General features: G+C 68.0%; 15 protein-coding genes. 6 read left to right on the forward strand and 9 right to left on the reverse strand.

The features are described from left to right. Positions 1-179 precede the first annotated feature (179 nt). Complete coding sequence (gene panB / locus G9373_RS23850) at positions 180-1,049, reverse strand: 3-methyl-2-oxobutanoate hydroxymethyltransferase (RefSeq protein ID WP_005247779.1); 870 nt, start codon at positions 1,047-1,049, stop codon at positions 180-182. 183 nt (positions 1,050-1,232) lie between these two features. Here panB and G9373_RS23855 point away from each other — a divergent pair, with 183 nt between their 5' ends. From G9373_RS23855 to G9373_RS23870, 4 genes are all read left to right on the forward strand, one after another. Further along, positions 1,233-2,801 (forward strand): alpha/beta hydrolase, encoded by a 1,569-nt coding sequence (locus tag G9373_RS23855; protein ID WP_007299545.1) that lies wholly within the window; start codon positions 1,233-1,235, stop codon positions 2,799-2,801. A gap of 116 nt (positions 2,802-2,917) precedes the next feature. Then, complete coding sequence (gene glnA / locus G9373_RS23860) at positions 2,918-4,258, forward strand: type I glutamate--ammonia ligase (protein WP_005247775.1); 1,341 nt, start codon at positions 2,918-2,920, stop codon at positions 4,256-4,258. 8 nt (positions 4,259-4,266) lie between these two features. Beyond that, entirely contained in the window at positions 4,267-7,281 is a 3,015-nt protein-coding gene (locus G9373_RS23865; RefSeq protein WP_005254257.1) for a bifunctional [glutamine synthetase] adenylyltransferase/[glutamine synthetase]-adenylyl-L-tyrosine phosphorylase, read from the forward strand. After that, on the forward strand, positions 7,278-8,243 hold the full coding sequence (locus G9373_RS23870) for an endonuclease/exonuclease/phosphatase family protein (protein WP_065491706.1): 966 nt from the start codon (positions 7,278-7,280) through the stop codon (positions 8,241-8,243). The genes G9373_RS23865 and G9373_RS23870 overlap by 4 nt, the downstream gene beginning before the upstream one ends. A gap of 3 nt (positions 8,244-8,246) precedes the next feature. On the opposite strand, the gene G9373_RS23875 is transcribed toward G9373_RS23870, so the two are convergent. The 6 genes from G9373_RS23875 to G9373_RS23900 form a co-directional block, all read right to left on the reverse strand. Continuing rightward, positions 8,247-9,230, reverse strand: a complete 984-nt coding sequence (locus G9373_RS23875) for a glycine betaine ABC transporter substrate-binding protein (RefSeq protein ID WP_005254255.1) — start codon at positions 9,228-9,230, stop codon at positions 8,247-8,249. Continuing rightward, the gene (locus G9373_RS23880; RefSeq protein ID WP_005254254.1) at positions 9,230-10,003 is read right to left on the reverse strand and encodes an ABC transporter permease; all 774 of its coding nucleotides are present in this window, start codon (positions 10,001-10,003) and stop codon (positions 9,230-9,232) included. Before G9373_RS23880 ends, G9373_RS23875 begins: the two co-directional genes overlap by 1 nt. Beyond that, complete coding sequence (locus G9373_RS23885; protein WP_005561165.1) at positions 10,000-11,226, reverse strand: ATP-binding cassette domain-containing protein; 1,227 nt, start codon at positions 11,224-11,226, stop codon at positions 10,000-10,002. The genes G9373_RS23880 and G9373_RS23885 overlap by 4 nt, the downstream gene beginning before the upstream one ends. Beyond that, positions 11,219-11,869 carry an ABC transporter permease gene (locus tag G9373_RS23890; protein WP_005254252.1) on the reverse strand — a complete coding sequence of 217 codons (651 nt, stop codon included), beginning with the start codon at positions 11,867-11,869 and terminating at the stop codon, positions 11,219-11,221. The genes G9373_RS23885 and G9373_RS23890 overlap by 8 nt, the downstream gene beginning before the upstream one ends. A 96-nt stretch (positions 11,870-11,965) precedes the next feature. After that, positions 11,966-12,946 (reverse strand): antibiotic biosynthesis monooxygenase, encoded by a 981-nt coding sequence (locus G9373_RS23895; RefSeq protein ID WP_120660679.1) that lies wholly within the window; start codon positions 12,944-12,946, stop codon positions 11,966-11,968. Between the two features lie 6 nt (positions 12,947-12,952). Beyond that, the gene (locus tag G9373_RS23900) at positions 12,953-14,206 is read right to left on the reverse strand and encodes a multidrug effflux MFS transporter (protein ID WP_167117066.1); all 1,254 of its coding nucleotides are present in this window, start codon (positions 14,204-14,206) and stop codon (positions 12,953-12,955) included. Positions 14,207-14,436: 230 nt separating this feature from the next. On the opposite strand from G9373_RS23900, the gene G9373_RS23905 reads away from it, so the two are divergent. Then, positions 14,437-15,123: a DNA alkylation repair protein gene (locus G9373_RS23905; protein WP_167117069.1), complete on the forward strand. Its 687-nt coding sequence runs from the start codon at positions 14,437-14,439 to the stop codon at positions 15,121-15,123. Positions 15,124-15,293: 170 nt separating this feature from the next. Here the strand turns inward: G9373_RS23905 and glnA (G9373_RS23910) are convergent, their stop codons facing one another. Further along, entirely contained in the window at positions 15,294-16,730 is a 1,437-nt protein-coding gene (glnA, locus tag G9373_RS23910; RefSeq protein WP_009473800.1) for a type I glutamate--ammonia ligase, read from the reverse strand. 211 nt (positions 16,731-16,941) lie between these two features. Between glnA (G9373_RS23910) and G9373_RS23915 the strand changes: the two genes are divergently transcribed. Next, entirely contained in the window at positions 16,942-17,418 is a 477-nt protein-coding gene (locus tag G9373_RS23915) for an RDD family protein (protein WP_005561161.1), read from the forward strand. Positions 17,419-17,483: 65 nt separating this feature from the next. Here G9373_RS23915 and G9373_RS23920 read toward each other — a convergent pair whose 3' ends face one another. Continuing rightward, a complete protein-coding gene (locus tag G9373_RS23920; RefSeq protein WP_005247752.1) occupies positions 17,484-18,242 on the reverse strand; it encodes a DUF4191 domain-containing protein in 759 nt (252 codons plus the stop codon). Positions 18,243-18,273 lie beyond the last annotated feature (31 nt).

Below are 18,273 nucleotides of genomic sequence, written 5' to 3' on the forward strand. Positions count from 1 at the left end.
GGGTGGTGCCGGGTGCGGGTGCGGGGCCCGGTCCGGCACACCCCGTGACGACCGCCGCGGCCGCCACCGCCGCGGCCGCCATCACGGCCGGGCGGTGACGACGTCCGGTGCCCTGCACGCGTCGCTGTCCCATGAACATCCCCCTCGAGTGTGTGCCGGCCCGGTGAGTCGAGGACGACCTAGAAGCTGTGCTCTTCCGCCGGGAACGTTCCGGCGCGTACCTCGGTCGCGTATGCGGCGGCTGCGTTACGCAACTCGTCACCGACGTTACCGAAGCGCTTGACGAACTTCGCCGTCTTGCCGCTGGTGTAGCCGGCCATGTCCTGCCACACGAGGACCTGGGCGTCACACTCGACGCCCGCTCCGATGCCCACGGTGGGGATGGTGAGCTTGCGGGTGACCTGGCCTGCGATCTCGGCGGGCACCATCTCCATGACGACGGAGAACGCGCCGGCCTCCTGCACGGCGATCGCGTCGGCGACCAACTGCTCGGCGGCGTCGCCGCGGCCCTGTACGCGGAAACCGCCGAGCGAGTTCACGCTCTGCGGGGTGAACCCGACGTGGGCCATGACGGGGATGCCTGCCGCGGTGATCGCGGCGATCTGCGGCGCGACACGCTCGCCGCCCTCGAGCTTGACCGCGTGGGCCAGCCCTTCCTTCATGAACCGGGTCGCGGACGCGAGAGCCTGCTCCGGGGAGCTCTCGTAGCTGCCGAACGGGAGGTCCGCCACCACGAGAGCGTGCGGCGCACCGCGGACGACGCCGCGAACGAGGGGGAGGAGTTCGTCGATCGTGACCGGGACGGTGGTCTCGTATCCGTAGACGACGTTGGCAGCCGAGTCGCCGACGAGGAGAACGGGAATCCCGGCTTCCTCGAAGATGCGGGCGCTGGAGTAGTCGTAGGCGGTGAGCATCGCCCAGCGTTCACCCTCGGCCTTCATGGCCTGCAGGTGGTGGGTTCGGGTCTTGCGCTTGGGAACGTCGTGCGATGGTGCTGATCCGTAGAGCCGATCTTCGGACGTGCTCGCGGACGACTTGCTATCGGACATCGTTGTCCCTTTCTGGCCTCGAGGCCCTTGGCGGGTCCCCGGGTGCGGGTGATGACGCCTACAGTCTGCCACCGCCCCGCGGGGGAGCGAAGGGCTCGCGCGGGTGCGATAGGTCACACCCACCGTCTGTCCTCTGACCTGCGGGAAGGCCTGCCGGCGCAGAACCCCTGGCACGATCGTCCTATGTCGAAGAGTGCTCGGGTACCGGCCGCGTTCGCGGGGTGCATCGCCGTCGTCCTTGTCGTCGCAGGCTGTGCGGGAGGCGGACGGGACACCGGTGAGGCCGTCGCCGAACCGTCGGCGGCCGCGGCGGCTCCGGCCGGACCGATCCCCGCCGGGCTCGAGGAGTTCTACACGCAGCAGGTGCAGTGGGGGTCGTGCGAGGGCTACAGCACGGACGGGTCTCCGCTCGGCGACACTCTCGACTGCGCGAAGGTGACCGTGCCGAACGACTACGCGAACCCCGGGGGCGCCACCGCTCAGATCGCCGTCTCCCGGTCGAAGGCGACCGGCGACAAGGTCGGATCGCTGCTCGTGAACCCCGGTGGCCCGGGGGCGTCGGGTATCGGGCTGGCGTCCGTGGCCGACGGCACCGACATCGCGGAGCGGTTCGACGTCATCGGTTTCGATCCGCGCGGCGTCGGCGCGTCCACGCCGCAGGTGACCTGCCTGACACCGCCGGAGGTGGACGCGCGGCGCAAGGACGACGACGTCGACATGAGTCCCGCCGGAATCGCGCAGACGGAGGCCGAGAACCGTGAGTACGCGGACAAGTGTGCGGAGCGGACCGGCGTCGACGTCCTCGCACACGTCGGAACGTACGACGTGGTGCGCGACATGGACGTCATCCGGGCGGTGCTCGGTGACGAGAAGCTCAACTACCTCGGCTACTCGTACGGCACCCGGCTCGGCTCGACGTACGCGGAGACGTTCCCGGGCAACGTGCGCGCAATGGTCCTCGACGGTGCCCTCGATCCCGAGCAGGACCCGACGGAGGAAGTGATCCTGCAGGCGGCCGGATTCCAGTCCGCGTTCGACGCGTTCGCCGCGGAATGCATGCAGCAACCGGACTGCCCGCTCGGCACCGACCCGGCGCAGGCGAACGCGAGGTTCCGGGCGCTCGTCGACCCGCTGATCGCCAAGCCGGCCGCGACCACCGACCCGCGCGGACTCAGCTACACCGATGCGATCACCGGCGTCCAGCAGGCCCTGTACTCGCCGAATCTGTGGGGCCCGCTCCGTGGAGGCCTGGAGAGCCTGCAGACGGGGACGGGCGATTCGCTGCTGATGCTGGCCGATCTGTACGAGGGGCGCGCCGACGACGGCACGTACTCCAACCTCAACGACGCCTTCAATTCCATCCGCTGCATGGACGATCCGCCCGTCACCGACCGCGCGGCCGTCGGGGAGGCGGACGTGCGGTACCGCCAGGCGGCGCCGTTCCTCGACGACGGTCGCGGCACCGGCAGCGCGCCGCTGGACGTCTGCGCGTTCTGGCCCGCGCCGAACACGGGCTCGCCGCACACCGTGTCGGCGCCCGGGATCCCGCCTGTCGTCGTCGTGTCGACGACCGAGGACCCGGCGACGCCGTACCAGGCGGGCGTGGATCTGGCGAAGCAGATGAACGGCTCGCTCGTCACGTACCGGGGCACTCAGCACACCGTCGTTCTCGACGGCGAGGCGTGCGTCGACGACGCCGTCTCGGACTATCTCGTCGACCTCGCGGCGCCGCCCGCGGACCTGATGTGCTGACCCACGCCTGTGATGGGATCGTCCGAGGTGCCCGCACGCTGGCACGATGCGGAATCCGGCATAGTCGAATCAACGAAGTAACACAGATTTAACGAACTTTGCTTACTCTCGCGGACATGGATCGCCAAAAGGAATTCGTGCTTCGCACCCTCGAAGAGCGCGACATTCGGTTCGTCCGATTGTGGTTCACGGACGTTCTCGGATACCTGAAATCGGTGGCGATCGCCCCCGCGGAACTGGAAGGTGCCTTCGAGGAGGGCATCGGCTTCGACGGATCCGCGATCGAGGGCTTCTCCCGGGTGTCCGAGGCGGACACGGTCGCGAAGCCGGACGCCTCCACGTTCCAGGTGCTGCCGTGGAGTTCGAGCAAGGGGCATCAGCACTCCGCCCGCATGTTCTGCGACATCGCCATGCCCGACGGTTCCCCCTCCTGGGCGGATTCGCGGCACGTGCTGCGCCGTCAGCTGAACAAGGCGAGCGATCTGGGCTTCAGCTGCTACGTGCACCCCGAGATCGAGTTCTTCCTGCTGGAGAACGGGCCGATCGACGGCACGCCGCCGAAGCCCGCCGACTCCGGCGGCTACTTCGACCAGGCCGTCCACGACTCCGCTCCCAACTTCCGCAGGCACGCGATCGACGCACTCGAGTCGATGGGCATCTCCGTCGAGTTCAGCCACCACGAAGCGGCTCCCGGCCAGCAGGAGATCGACCTGCGGTACGCGGACGCCCTGTCGATGGCCGACAACGTGATGACGTTCCGCTACGTCGTCAAGGAGGTCGCGATCGCCGAGGGCGTGCGCGCCACGTTCATGCCGAAGCCGTTCAGCGATCAGGCCGGCTCGGCGATGCACACCCACATGAGCCTGTTCGAGGGCGACACCAACGCCTTCCACAACCCGGACGATCCGATGCAGCTGTCGGAGACCGGTAAGGCGTTCATCGCCGGCATCCTCGAGCACGCCAACGAGATCAGCGCCGTCACCAACCAGTGGGTGAACTCCTACAAGCGTCTGATCCACGGTGGCGAGGCCCCGACGGCGGCGTCCTGGGGCCCGTCCAACCGGTCGGCGCTGGTCCGCGTCCCGATGTACACGCCGAACAAGGCGTCCTCGCGTCGCGTCGAGATCCGCAGCCCAGATTCGGCCTGCAACCCGTACCTGACGTTCGCGGTGCTCCTCGCCGCCGGTCTGCGCGGAATCGAGAAGGGCTACGAACTTCCCCCGGAGGCCGAGGACGACGTGTGGGCGTTGACGTCGGCCGAGCGCCGCGCCATGGGCTACCGGGAACTGCCCGGCAACCTCGACGGCGCGCTGCGCGAGATGGAGAAGTCGGAGTTGGTGGCCGAAGCACTCGGCGAGCACGTGTTCGACTTCTTCCTGCGCAACAAGCGTCGCGAGTGGGAGGAGTACCGGAGCCACGTGACGCCGTTCGAACTCAAGACGTATCTGGGGTTGTGAGCAAGAGCATGGTGAAGCCTCCGGCAGCGCGTTCTGCCGTTCCCGGTCCGGGTCGTCTGGGTCTCGTCGAGCCGACCGCTCCGTCCGAACTCCGCGATCTGGGCTGGGTCGGTGAAGACAGCATCGAACTGCTCTGGTCGTTGTCGCGGGCCGCGAACGCCGACCTCGCCCTCCGCACCCTGGTGCGCCTGAAGGACGGGCTCGGCGAGGGCTGGGCCGAACTCGATGCGGCGCTCCGCACCGACAAGGGCCTGCGTGGCCGGTTGTTCGGGCTGTTCGGCGCGTCCAGCGCGTTCGGCGACCACCTGGTCGCGGATCCCGCGTCCTGGAAGATCCTCGCCGGCGACGTCCGCCTCCCGTCGAAGGACGAGGCGACCGCCACGATGATGGCCGCGGTCGGGGCCGAACCCGAGGACGGCGCCCACCCGGACGCAAAACTGTACCGGGCGAAGGTGACCGGACCCGATGCCATCGCGGCGCTGCGCAAGGCGTACCGCGACGAGCTGATGCTGCTCGCCGCCGTCGACCTCGCAGCGACTGTCGAGAACGAACCGGTACTTCCGTACCAGACTGTCGGGCATCAGCTGTCCGATCTGGCGGACGCCGCGCTGAACGCCGCCCTCGCGGTGGCCGTCGCAGCCGTGTGTCCCGACGCGCCGTGCCCCGTGCGGCTGGCCGTCATCGCCATGGGCAAGTGTGGTGCCCGCGAACTCAATTACGTCAGCGACGTGGACGTGGTCTTCGTCGCCGAACCCGCCGACGCGATCGCCAGCCGGATCGCGGGCGAGATGATGCGCGTCGGGTCCTCGGCCTTCTTCGACGTGGACGCCGCGCTGCGGCCGGAGGGCAAGCGCGGCGAACTCGTCCGCACCCTCGATTCGCATGTCGCGTACTACAAGCGCTGGGCCAAGACCTGGGAATTCCAGGCGCTGCTCAAGGCCCGCCCGATGATCGGCGACGTCGCGCTCGGACAGCAGTACGTCGACGCCCTCAGCCCGATGGTGTGGACCGCGTCGGAGCGCGAGGACTTCGTTCCCGAGGTGCAGGCGATGCGCCGCCGGGTGGAGGAGATGGTTCCGCCGGAACTCCGCGAACGCGAACTGAAACTGGGCCGCGGCAGTCTGCGCGATGTCGAGTTCGCCGTCCAGCTCCTGCAACTCGTGCACGGGCGCGCGGACGAGGCGCTGCACGTCCAGAGCACCATCGACGCGCTGACCGCCCTCGCCGCCCGCGGCTACGTGGGCCGCGACGACGCTGCGAATCTCGCTGCGTCCTACGAGTTCCTGCGGTTGCTCGAGCACCGGCTGCAGTTGCAGAAGCTGCGACGCACGCACACCCTCCCGCCCGCCGACGACGAGGAAGCGCTGCGCTGGCTGGCTCGCGCGGCGCACATGCGGCCCGACGGCAGCAAGGACGCACTCGGCGTTCTCAATGCGGAGATCAAGCGCAACTCGCACCGCGTGCGACGGCTGCACGCCAAGCTGTTCTACCGGCCGCTGCTCGAATCGGTGGCGCGCATCGACAAGGAGGCTCTGCGGCTGAGCCCGGACGCGGCCATCCGCCAGCTGGCGGCGCTGGGCTACACCGCCCCGGAGAACGCGCTCGGGCACCTCACCGCACTCACCAGCGGCGCGTCCCGCAAGGGCCGTATCCAGGCGCTGCTGCTGCCGACGCTGCTCGAATCGCTCGCCGACACACCGGATCCCGATGCGGGTCTGCTCGCGTACCGGCGGCTGTCGGACGCGATGACCGATCAGACCTGGTTCCTCCGGCTGCTGCGTGACGAGGCCTCGGTCGCCGAGCGGCTGATGACGGTACTCGGATCCTCGGCCTACGTTCCCGACCTGCTGATCAAGGCGCCGGACGTGGTGCGCCTGTTCGCGGATTCGCCGGCCGGACCGCGGCTGCTGGAGTCGAAGCCGGAGGACGTCGCGCGCGGCATCCTGACGGCGTCGGCACGCCACGACGACCCGGCCCGCGCGATCGCGGCGGCGCGCTCCCTGCGCCGTTACGAGCTGGCCCGTATCGCCTCCGCGGACATCCTCGGCATGCTCGACGTGCCGGGCGTCTGCAAGGCGCTGTCGTCCGTGTGGGCGGCCGTGCTCAATGCCGCCCTGGCGGCCGTGACCAAGGCGAGCGAGAAGGAACTCGGCACGCCCGCTCCCGCGACCTTCACGGTGATCGGCATGGGCCGGCTCGGTGGCGGTGAGCTCGGCTACGGTTCCGACGCGGACGTGCTGTTCGTGTGCGAGCCGCGCGAGGGGATCGACGAGACGGTCGCCGTCAAGTGGGCCAACAGCATCGGCGACAAGGTGCGGGCTCTGCTCGGCGCGCCCAGCACCGATCCGCCGCTGGAGGTCGACACGGGCCTGCGCCCGGAGGGACGCAGCGGCCCGATGGTGCGCACGCTGGCGTCCTACGAGGCCTATTACGCGCAGTGGGCGCAGGCCTGGGAGATCCAGGCACTGCTGCGCGCGCATCACGTCGCGGGCGACGCCGATCTGGGACTGCGCTTCCTGCACATGATCGACAAGACCCGCTACCCGGAGGGCGGGGTGTCGGAGCAGGCGGTCCGTGAGATCCGGCGCATCAAGGCGCGCGTCGACTCCGAGCGACTGCCGCGCGGTGCCGACCCCGCGACGCACACCAAGCTCGGGCGCGGCGGTCTCGCCGACATCGAATGGACCGTGCAGCTGATCCAGCTCCGGCACGCCCACGAGATCGAGTCGCTGCACAACACGTCGACTCTCGAGACACTCGACGCGATCGGCGCCGCCGAGTTGCTCAGCGAGTCCGACGTCGATCTGCTGCGTGACGCGTGGATCACGGCGACGAAGGCGCGCAACTGCCTCGTGCTCGTTCGCGGCAAGGCCACCGATCAGCTGCCCGGCTCGGGCCGGGTGCTGTCCGCGGTCGCGCAGATCGCCGGCTGGGGTGGCGGCGACGCGGGCGAGTTCCTCGACAACTACCTGCGGGTGACCCGGCGGGCCAAGGCTGTGGTGGAGAGAGTCTTCGGGGAGTGATCGCCACCTGGGGGGTGCGGGCGCTGACGGCGCTCGGGTGGCTCGCGGTGCTCGTCGGCGTGTTCGGCGTCGTGCTGAGATTCCTCGACGTCCAGAACCAGCGTCTGCTCGTGCTGGCGTCCGCGGCGCCGTACCTGATGGCGGCCGCCGCGGCCGGGGTGCTGTTGCTGGGAATCACCCGGCACTGGATCGGTTTCGGGGTCGCGCTGGCCGTGGCCGCGGTGGCCACCCTGTCGCAGGGCCCGCTGTACGTGGCCAACAGTTCGGTGACGGCGTCCGGGCCGGAACTGACGGTGATGCAGGCCAACATCTGGCTCGGCAACGCGGACGCCGACTCCCTCGTCCGGCAGATCCGGGACCACGACGTCGACGTGCTCACCACCAACGAACTGACACCGGAGGCCGTCGACCGGTTGGTGGCCGCGGGAATCGAATCGACGCTGCCGTTCTCGTTCCTCATGCCCGGCAGTGGCGGCGAGGGAACCGGTATCTGGAGCCGGTACCCGCTGACCGACAAGGTCCACCACTCGGAATTCGTCCTGTCCGCGCTGTCGGCGCGGGTGGAACTCCCGGACGGTGCGAGCACGGCACTGTACGCATTCCACCCGGTCCCGCCGTGGCCGTCGGATCCGTCGCTGTGGTCGCGCGAAATGGACCGCATCCAGACCATTCTCGACGCCGTCCCCGCCGACTCGGGACCGGTGATCGTCAGCGGCGACTTCAACTCCACCCGCGACCACGTGAAGTACCGCAACCTCGTGACCGGACGCTACCGCGATGCCGCGGACCAGGTGGGTGCCGGAATCCAGAACACGTATCCCGCAGACCGGCAGCCGTTCCCGCCGATGATCGCGATCGATCACATCGTCACGAGCGGAGCGCAGGCGGAGTCCGTGGAATCGGTTGTCCTGACGGGTTCGGATCATCGAGGCCTGATCGCGAAGATCGCCCTCGGCAGCTGAGCGTCACGGGAGCGTGACGAATCCCTTCTCCACCAGCCAGTCCCGGGCCACGTCCGCTGGTTCCTCGCCCTCGACGTCGACCCGCCGGTTCAGTTCGGTGATCTCCTCGTTGGTGAGCGCCGCGGAGATCGGGGCCATCACCTCCGCCACCTGCGGATGTGCCTCGGCGAAATCCTTGCGCATGGTGATCGCCGGGTTGTACTTCGGGAAGAACTGGCGATCGTCCTCCAGCAGCACCAGATCGAGCGCGATGATGCGGCCGTCCGTCGTGAACACCTCGCCGAACTTGCACTGCGTCCCGTCCGCGGTGGCCTGATAGATGATGCCGGTCTGCAGGATCTGGCGGTTCGCGCGGGCGGGGTCGAAGCCGTACTTGGCGGCCATACCCGGGAACCCGTCCTGCCGGACGTTGAATTCGGTTTCGACGCAGGTCGTCGCGGCGGCGGGGTCGCGGTTGACCAGATCCGCGTACTCCGACAGGGTGGTGATCCCGGTTTCCTCGGCGGTCTGCCTGCTCATCGCGAGTGCGTACGTGTTGTTCATAGGGGCCGGATCCACCCACACCATGCCGTTGCTTTCGAGGTCCTCGTCGCGGACCGCCTCGAACTGCGCGGTCGGGTCGGGAATCGGAATCTCGTTGCCGAGGTAGTTGATCCACCCGGTCCCGGTGTACTCGTAGGTGACGTCGATCTGCCCGTCCAGCTGCGCGTCCCGGGTGCTGTTGGACCCCTGGATGTTGGTGAGGTCGCGCACCTCGGCGCCGGCGGCACTGAGCGCGAACTCGATGATGTACCCGAGGGTGACCTGCTCGGTGAAGTCTTTGGAGCCGACGGTGATCTTGACGTCCTCGAGTTCGGGGACGGGCTGGATGCTGCCCGGTTCCACCGACAGCGGCAGGGCGCCACCGGATTCGAGGCCGCAGGACGCGGCGAGGACACCGCACAGTGTCACCGCCGTCGCGGCGATCGCCTTCCGGAGGTGGTCCATCAGCGCAGCCCCTTCGGGCCGAGGAACTCCTCGGCCAGGGCGCCGCACCAGTCGACCAGCAGCGCGAGCGCGACCGCCAGCACGGCTCCCACCACCAGAGTCACGTTGTCGCGCAACTTGTATCCGGTGTCGATGAGGATTCCCAGACCGCCGGCGCTGACGAGGAAACTGAGTGTCGCGGTGCCCACGGCGAGCACGAGCGACGTGCGCAGTCCCGCGAGGATGTACGGCACGGCGAGCGGGAACTCGACCTTCCGCAGGACGAGACCGGCGGTCATGCCCTGTCCGCGCCCGGCGTCGATGACGGCGGGATCGACCTCCTGCAGACCCAGGATCGTGTTCCGGAGAACGGGCAGGAGAGAGTAGAACGCGATGGGGAGCACCCCGATCCAGAATCCGGTGGTCCCCGTCGCGAGGAAGAGCAGCACCAGCAGTCCGATGGCCGGCGCGGCCTGTCCGATGTTGGCGATTCCGAGGAAGATCGGTGCCAGCTTGGTGAACCCGGGCCGCGTCAACAGGATCCCCAGCGGAACCGCGATGACGACGACGATCGCGACCACCGCGACTGTGATCAGCACGTGCTGCCACGTCAGGGTCGCGATGTTGGCGGCGTTGAGACTGCCCTTCTGCGTGGCGGTGAGTTCGCGGTTGAAGGCCCAGGCGAGCACACCCGCCACCAGGATCACGACGATGATCGGCTGGACCAGCAAGCGGGCCCGCTCCGACCGCCGGGCGGCCGGAGCGGTGGGCGTCGTGGCGACGGCAGCCGTCATGACGGTGTCCCGCCCTCGCTCGCCCCGTTCTGCTTCGGCTCGCTGTCCTCGTCGTCGTGCGCGTGTTCCTCACGCAGCGCGGACAGGTGCGTCACCAGTGTGTCGATGGTGATCAGGCCGCGGTACTCGCCCCGCCGGCCGGTGACGATCGTCGACGCACTGCTCTCCGCCAGGAGCGCTTCGAGGGCGTCCTGCAGCGTCGACTGGGTGGACACCACCTCTTCGATCGGGTCGCCGATGCCGCGCAGCGAGGTGGCGTTGGCCAGATGCCGCAACGACACCCAGTGGGTCGGTCGGTCCCGCGCGTCCAGGAGGACGCCCCACTTGATCTTGCGGGGTGCGATCGCCGCCCGCAGATCGTCCACCGAGCCGTCCTCGTACGCGGTGGGGCAGTCGAGGAGTTCGACCTCCGCCACCCGGGTGAGCGTCAGCTGCTTCAGCGACGCGTCCGCGCCGATGAACCCGGCCACCATGTCGTTGGCGGGATGGGCGAGGATCGCATCCGGAGTGTCGTACTGCATGATGTGCGACTGGTTGCCCAGGACCGCGATCCGATCACCCAGCTTGACCGCCTCGTTGAAATCGTGCGTCACGAAGACGATCGTCTTGCCGAGATCGGACTGCAGTCGCATCAACTCGTCCTGCAGCAGTCCGCGCGTGATCGGGTCGACCGCGCCGAACGGCTCGTCCATGAGCAGTACCGGGGGATCGGCGGCCAGTGCCCGTGCCACCCCGACCCGCTGCTGCTGACCGCCCGACAACTGCCGGGGGTAGCGCTCGCGGTAGAGGTCGGGTTCGAGTCCGACGAGGTCGAGCATCTCGTCGGTACGGTCGGCGATCTTCTTCTTGTCCCAGCCGATCAGACCGGGGACCGTGCCGACGTTCTTGGCGATCGTGAGATGCGGGAACAGTCCGGCCTGCTGGATCGAGTAGCCGATGCCGCGCCGCAACTTGTCCGGGTCGATGGACAGGGCGTCCTTCCCGCCGATCGTGATCTTCCCCGACGTCGGTTCGATGAGCCGGTTGATCATGCGCATGGTGGTGGTCTTGCCGCAGCCGGACGGGCCGACGAGAACCACGATCTCGCCGGCGGGGATGCGCATCGACACGTTGTCGACGGCCGCCTTCTCCTGGCCCGGGTAGCTCTTGACGACGTCTTCGAGGACGATGTCCACTCCGGAGACGGTGCTTCCGTTGGTCGGCGGTGTATCGAGGTCAGTCACGGATCCCCCTGGAGGTGGTGAGTCGGCCGATGACGGCGAGGACTCCGTCGAGTACGAGGGCGAGGATCACGATGAGAACGGTCCCCGTGAGGGCCTGCGGTATCGCGGTAGGGCTGCCGACACGGGACAGTCCCGAGAAGATGAGGTTGCCGAGCCCGGGACCCTTGGCGTAGGCGGCGATCGCGAGGATGCCCATCAGCATCTGCGTGCTCACCCGCATGCCCGTCAGGATCGACGGCCAGGCGAGCGGGAGTTCGATCCTGCTCAGCACCGTCGTGCGGCTCATTCCCACGCCCCGGGCGGCGTCGGTGACCGCGGGGTCGACGGAGGCGAGTCCGAGGATGGTGTTCCGGATGATCGGCAGCAGCGCGTACAGCACGAGAGCGGTGACGGTGGGGGCGACACCGAGGCCGAGGATCGGGATCAGCAGGCCGAGCAGAGCGAACGACGGGATGGTGAGGATCGTGCTCGCGAGTGCGGTGGCGATCGAGGAGCCCGCCGGACTGCGGTACACGAGGATGCCGATCGCCACCGCGACGATCGTGGCGATCACCACCGACTGCACGACTGCGCTGACGTGCAGGAACGAGTCGGTGACCAGTTGCTGCTTGCGGGCGGAGACGAAGTCCCACAGTTGCTGCATGTCCAACCGTGAACACCTTTCTCCCGATGTGAAACAGACCTCGGTCCTTCACAGTGCTACGTACCCGAACATCGCGCAGGTGAATCGGAAAGTCTGTTATGTGGTCGGGATCATGAACAGCAGGGTGCACACGGCGATCGAAATCCCGAACAGCGCGATCATCACGGCGTAACCGAGGTTCCGCCGGCGGGGGGAGATCGCCGGGTCCATCCACCATCCGAACACCTTGAACGCAGCCGGAACCGCCCACCAGCCGAGGATCTGGGTGGTGACCAGGTTCGCGAGAAACAGGGCGACGGCGATCGGAACCCCGTGCGCCTCGATGAACGGTGCGCTGACGAAATGGCCCCAGATCACCACCAGCGGATACAGCACCAGCAGCGCCAGGAGATTGCTCCGGGCAACGGGCACCGGGGGCGGCTCGTCACCGCCCGCGCCGCGGAACCAGAAGTCGAAACCGTAGCTCGCTTTGCGGATTCGGAGATTCTTGTTGAACTTCTCGCCCTCCTTCAGGAGGGCTGCCCGCTCGGGTGAATCCATCCACGACGCCAGGTTGTCCTCGGTGTCGAAGCTCAGCACGATCGTCCAGTCCTCGGTGATCCCCTGCACCGGCCTCTCGACCTTGTGCCCCCGGAAACCCCGGAACCCCGCCTCGGCGGCGGAGATCTTCCGCTGCCAGTCCATGAACGCCGACTCGTCCTCGGGGGCGACGTGACAGGAGATGACCACCGACGTCGCCGACTGCTCCCGGGTCTGCTCGCCGGTGAGCAGGTGGACGTCCTCGTTGCCGATGAAGGCGTGCTTGATCTCCGCCACGAGCTCCGTCCGGCGGTCGCTGTCGAGCCATGCGCGGGCGTCCTCGACAGTGGCGAACCGCAGCACGTCCACCCAGTCGTCCTGCACGGGCGGCGACGGCGGCACGATGTCCTGATCGATGAAACCCGGAACGGCCGCGAGGGCCTCCGCCGCACGCTTCTGCCACCGTGCGTAGTCGGCGTAACTCGCGTCGTCGATCCGGCGTTGGAAGATCACCGACACCGGGGACGCGGCAGGGCTGCGCGGGTGTGAATGCGGCACGTGAGGTCACCTCCGTTCTGGTCGTGGTGCAGGCGCGGCGGAGGGGGAACCCTGGGACCGCCGGGTGGACGTGGTGAGGAGCAGCAGGATCCCGGCTCCCGCGCCCAGGGTCAGGTACAGCCAGCCCAGCGGTGCCTGGCTGTTCTCCGGTAGTACTCCGGCGACGGCCATCGCCGCACTGACGACGAGATAGCAGGCCGCCGTGACGACCCCGCCGATCAGTCCGAGATTGCGGGTGAACAGTCCGAGAGCGAGCCCGTACATCTGCGGGCAGAGCACCCCGCATCCGGCGAGCGCGAGGCAGGCGCCGATCGTGATGGCCGGTGCGGTGACGACGGACAGCCCGGCCGTAACGGTGAGTACGAGCGCGCCCGCCACGAACACCCACCACGCGCCGAACGCGAGCCTGCGTGTGCCGACCCGGACAGCCAGCGCGCTGCAGGCGAGTTCGCCGACGAGGTTGGCGCCGCCCACGACGAGCGCCACCGCACCGTAGGCGGCCGGGGAGAATCCGAGAATCTGCTGGTAGAGGAAGGGTGCGACGACACCGAACACCATCTGTGCAGATGCCATCAGTCCGAACACGAGCACGAACCCCACGAAGATGCGGTGGCGCAGAGCCGCACCCAGCACCCGCGCCGCGGCGCCGACGTCGACCGCTGCCCGCAGTTCCGGTGGAAGCGTCTCCGGCAATCCCGCGACGACGAGGGGAACGGCCAGGGCCGCCAGAAGCGCGATCAGCCCGAACACCAGACGCCACGACATGAACTGCACCAGTACCCCACCCACGGCGGGTGCGAGAACGGGTGCCAGCCCCCACGCGGCCCCGAGGAGACCGGACACGGACGTGAGCCGGGCGCCGCGGTAGCAGTCGGCGGCGATCGCGTAGGCGAGGACGAGGCACGCGCACCCACCGATACCCTGCACGAATCTCAGACCGAGCAGGAGCGTGATGTTCTGCACGAGTGCGCATCCCACGCTGGTGACGACGAGGATCGCCAGGCAGGTCAGCAGAGTTCGCTTGCGGCCCACCGCATCCGCGATCAGTCCGACCGGAATGAACGCCAGGCTCATGCCCAGCATGTAGGCCGTCACCGTGTTCTGCACCACGGCCGCGGACGCGTCCAGGTCGAGCACCATCTGCGGCAATGCCGGGGTGTAGATGTCGAGCGGGATCTGGCTGAGCGGAATCACCAGCAGCAGAATGACCACGACACGGCGCGGAACCGGCACGCCGGACGGCGTCGTGGGCACTGACATCCCGCACCACCTGCTTCTCGACCCGAGGGGGCTGGAGAACGGAGCAAGTATCCCGCAAGGCGTCGACCGCACGCTCCGCAACGGTCCGTGTGGTCGGTTCCCTGGATCATACGACGCGGCCCGCGGCACTCGGGCGGGTTCCGGACCGCGCGGCCGGGGAGTGACGTACGAAACGACGGGGCCCGCGTCCGTCGTAGGCTGAATCTCCCAGGAACGGACAGGAGGCTCAGGTGGCCGAGACGACGCTGACCGAGACGACGGTCGCCGAGGTGATGGCCGAGCTGGCCGAGCTCGAGGACCCGAGGGCACGCGAGGTGAACGAGAAGCACGGTGACGATCACGGTGTGAACCTCGGCAAGCTGCGCGCGCTCGCGAAGAGGCTGAAGACGCAGCAGGAACTGGCGTGCCGGCTCTGGGAGACGGGTGACACCGCGGCGCGACTGCTGGCGATCCTGATCTGCCGCCCGAGGGTGTTCGAGCGTGACGAGTTGGACGTCATGGTGCGCGAGGCGCGCGCACCCAAGGTGCACGACTGGCTCGTGAACTACGTGGTGAAGAAGAACCCGCACTCCGAGGAGCTGCGCCTGGCGTGGTCCGCCGATCCGGATCCGGTGGTCGCGAGTGCCGGCTGGGCGCTGACCACCGAACGCATGGCGAAGAAGCCCGAGGACCTCGACCTCGCGGGACTACTCGACGTCATCGAGGCGGAGATGAAAGACGCCCCGGATCGCCTGCAGTGGGCGATGAACCACTGCCTGGCTCAGATCGGGATCGAGCACGCGGAGCACCGCGCCCGCGCACTCGACATCGGTGAGCGCTTGGAGGTGCTGAAGGACTACCCGACGTCCCCGGGCTGCACGTCTCCGTACGCGCCCGTCTGGATCACCGAGATGGTGCGCCGACAGGGCGACAAGTAGAAGGTTCGCCCCGCGCCCGACCGCGCCCGGCCATCTGTGGCCGGACGCAGAAGAGCCCACCCGCGCCGCGATCGGTGTAGTGATCGCGGCGCGGGTGGGCTCGACCGAAGCTACTGCGTACCGGGGCGCTCTACCGAACGCCCCGACGCAGGTCAGCGGCTGCTGACGACTTACACGTCGTAGTACAGCTGGAACTCGTACGGGTGCGGACGCAGGTTGACCGGAGCGATTTCCTGCTCACGCTTGAGCGAGATCCACGTCTCGATCAGGTCGGACGTGAACACGCCACCCTCGGTGAGGTAGTCGTGATCTGCCTCGAGGCGATCGATGACGGCCGACAGGCTGGTGGGAGCCTGCGGGATGTTGCGGGCCTCCTCCGGCGGGAGCTCGTAGAGGTCCTTGTCGACGGGAGCCTGCGGCTCGATCTTGTTCTTGATGCCGTCCAGGCCGGCCATCATCTGCGCTGCGAAGTTCAGGTAGGGGTTACCCGAGGAGTCGGGGGCGCGGAACTCGAGGCGCTTGGCCTTCGGGTTGTTGCCGGTGATCGGGATACGCACGGCCGCGGAGCGGTTGCGCTGGCTGTACACGAGGTTGATGGGGGCTTCGTAGCCCGGCACCAGACGGTGGTACGAGTTGATCGTCGGGTTGGTGAACGCCAGCAGCGACGGTGCGTGGTGCAGGATGCCGCCGATGTAGTGACGCGCCATGTCGGACAGACCCGCGTAGCCGGCCTCGTCGTGGAACAGCGGCTTGCCGTCCTTCCACAGCGACTGGTGGACGTGCATGCCCGAGCCGTTGTCGCCGAACAGCGGCTTCGGCATGAAGGTGGCCGACTTGCCGTGCTGCCAGGCGGTGTTCTTCACGATGTACTTGAACAGCTGCAGGTCGTCTGCGGCCGCGAGCAGCGTGTTGAACTTGTAGTTGATCTCCTGCTGGCCGCCGGTGCCCACCTCGTGGTGGCCGCGCTCGAGCTCGAAGCCCGCGTTCTGCAGGTTGGTGGAGATCTCGTCGCGCAGGTCGACGTAGTGGTCGTACGGAGCGACGGGGAAGTATCCACCCTTGGGGCGGACCTTGTAGCCCAGGTTGGGGCTGCCGTCGGCGTTCACGTCGTTGCCGGTGTTCCAGGAACCCGAGATGGAGTCGAGCTCGTAGAACGCGCCGTTGATGCCGGAGTCGTAGCGGACCGAGTCGAAGATGTAGAACTCGGCCTCGGCGCCGAAGAAGGCGGTGTCGGCGATGCCGGTCGACTTCAGGTATTCCTCGGCCTTGCGCGCGACGTTACGCGGGTCGCGGCTGTAGGACTCACGCGTGAACGGGTCGTGCACGAAGAAGTTGATGTTCAGCGTCTTGGCGGCGCGGAACGGGTCGAGCTGGGCGGTGGCGACGTCGGGAAGGAGCATCATGTCCGACTCGTGGATCGACTGGAAGCCGCGGACGGACGAACCGTCGAACGCGAGGCCGTCCTCGAAGACGTCCTGGTTGAACGCGGACGCCGGGATCGAGAAGTGCTGCTGCACGCCCGGCAGGTCGCTGAACCGGATGTCGACATATTCGACGTTCTCGTCCTTGATGAACTTGATGACCTCTTCGGCCGTGGTGAACGCCACGCTTGTGCTCCTTAAGTCGCTTCAGCCAAGTGGATATTGGCGAATTCGTCGAGCCAGACGGTAAGGACTTGGTGTTGCCCGCTGGTCAACCTTTTGTTTCGCCCGTGTTACGCGTCGAATCTTCCTGGGCTTTTGCACCGGCTGTGACTGCGCACACAGCCCAAAGCTCCGGTGTGAGGTCCTCGGAGAGTCGACGCCTATCCTGGACAGCATGGCACGTATCACCGGTTCCTGGCTTTCCGGACCTTCGGCTGCCCTGCCGAACGGCGCGGACGAGACGAAGCAGTCCTTCCGGGGCGAGCGCCTCGGCCTGCAGGCGGAAGGTCCCGGTTCACTCGCGAGCACGGGCCGCCGTCTCGCCGCTCTGATGATCGACTGGGTGTCGTCGGCGGGCGTCGCGGCACTGATCATCGGCGACAACTTCTTCGAGGGTCCGTTCTCGACCTTCACTCTGCTCGTCTGGTTCGTCGTCGGTATCGCCACGGTGTCGCTGTTCTCCTTCACACCGGGGCAGCTGTTCCTCGGCATGCAGGTGGCGCGGGTGGACGGGCCCGCCCGGGTCGGCTTCGTCCGGGCCCTGGTGCGTCAGGCGCTGCTCGTGTTCGTCGTGCCCGGGACCATCACGGACATCGACGGTCGCGGCATGCAGGACCGGGCCACCGGCACCGCGCTGGTTCGCACCCGCTGACCCCGCAGAACGTCTTCCGCCCGATGTCGGATCGACATCGGGCGGAGTAGTGGGGCGACAGGCTTCTAGCGACGACGGATGGTGCGCTGCACGCCGCGCATCTTCGCGCCGCCGGGCATCGGACCCTTGGGCAGTGCGGCACCGCCACCGCGGCTGCTGAGCGCGGCGAGCCGCGACTCGATGGCGTCCATCCGCTTGGTGTCGATGTTCTTCGGGAGCTTGTTCAGATGCTTCTGCAGCTGCGACAGCGGGACCTGGCCCTCGTCGTTGCCGATGACGATGTCGTAGATCGGGGTGTCGCCGACGAGGCGCGCCGTCTTCTTCTTCTCCTGGGCCAGGAGCGACTTCACGCGTTGCGGCGATCCCTCGGCGACGAGGATGACGCCGGGACGTCCGATCACGCGGTGAACGGCGTCGAGCTGCGTGGTGCCCGCGACCGCGCTGGTCACGCGCCAGGAGCCCTGCATGTTGTCGAGCGCCCACGCGGCCGCGCCCGCCTGGCCCTCCGCCTTGCCGTACACCGTCTTCTGGACGCGCCGGCCGAAGATGATGAAGGCCCCGAGCACGCCGAGGAGGAGACCGATCGGGAGGAGGAACCACTGGAGGCCCCAGATCAGACCGACGAGGAAGAACACCACCGCGAGTCCGATGAGCGTGCCGAGCATGAGCGGCAACAGCAGCTTGTCTTCCTTGCGCTGCATCTGGAACGCCTGCCAGAGCTGAGTTCTGCGTTCCTTCGACGCCTGCCTGCGGGCTGCCTTGGCGGCTGCCTTTGCTTCTTTACTGGGTTTGCCCGCTTTACCGGATTTACTGCCGTTCGCCATGCTCTTCAGGATACGTCCCTGGCCGTGCGCG

It is taken from the genome of Rhodococcus sp. A14 (assembly GCF_011603105.1).
Taxonomy (GTDB): domain Bacteria; phylum Actinomycetota; class Actinomycetes; order Mycobacteriales; family Mycobacteriaceae; genus Rhodococcus_F; species Rhodococcus_F opacus.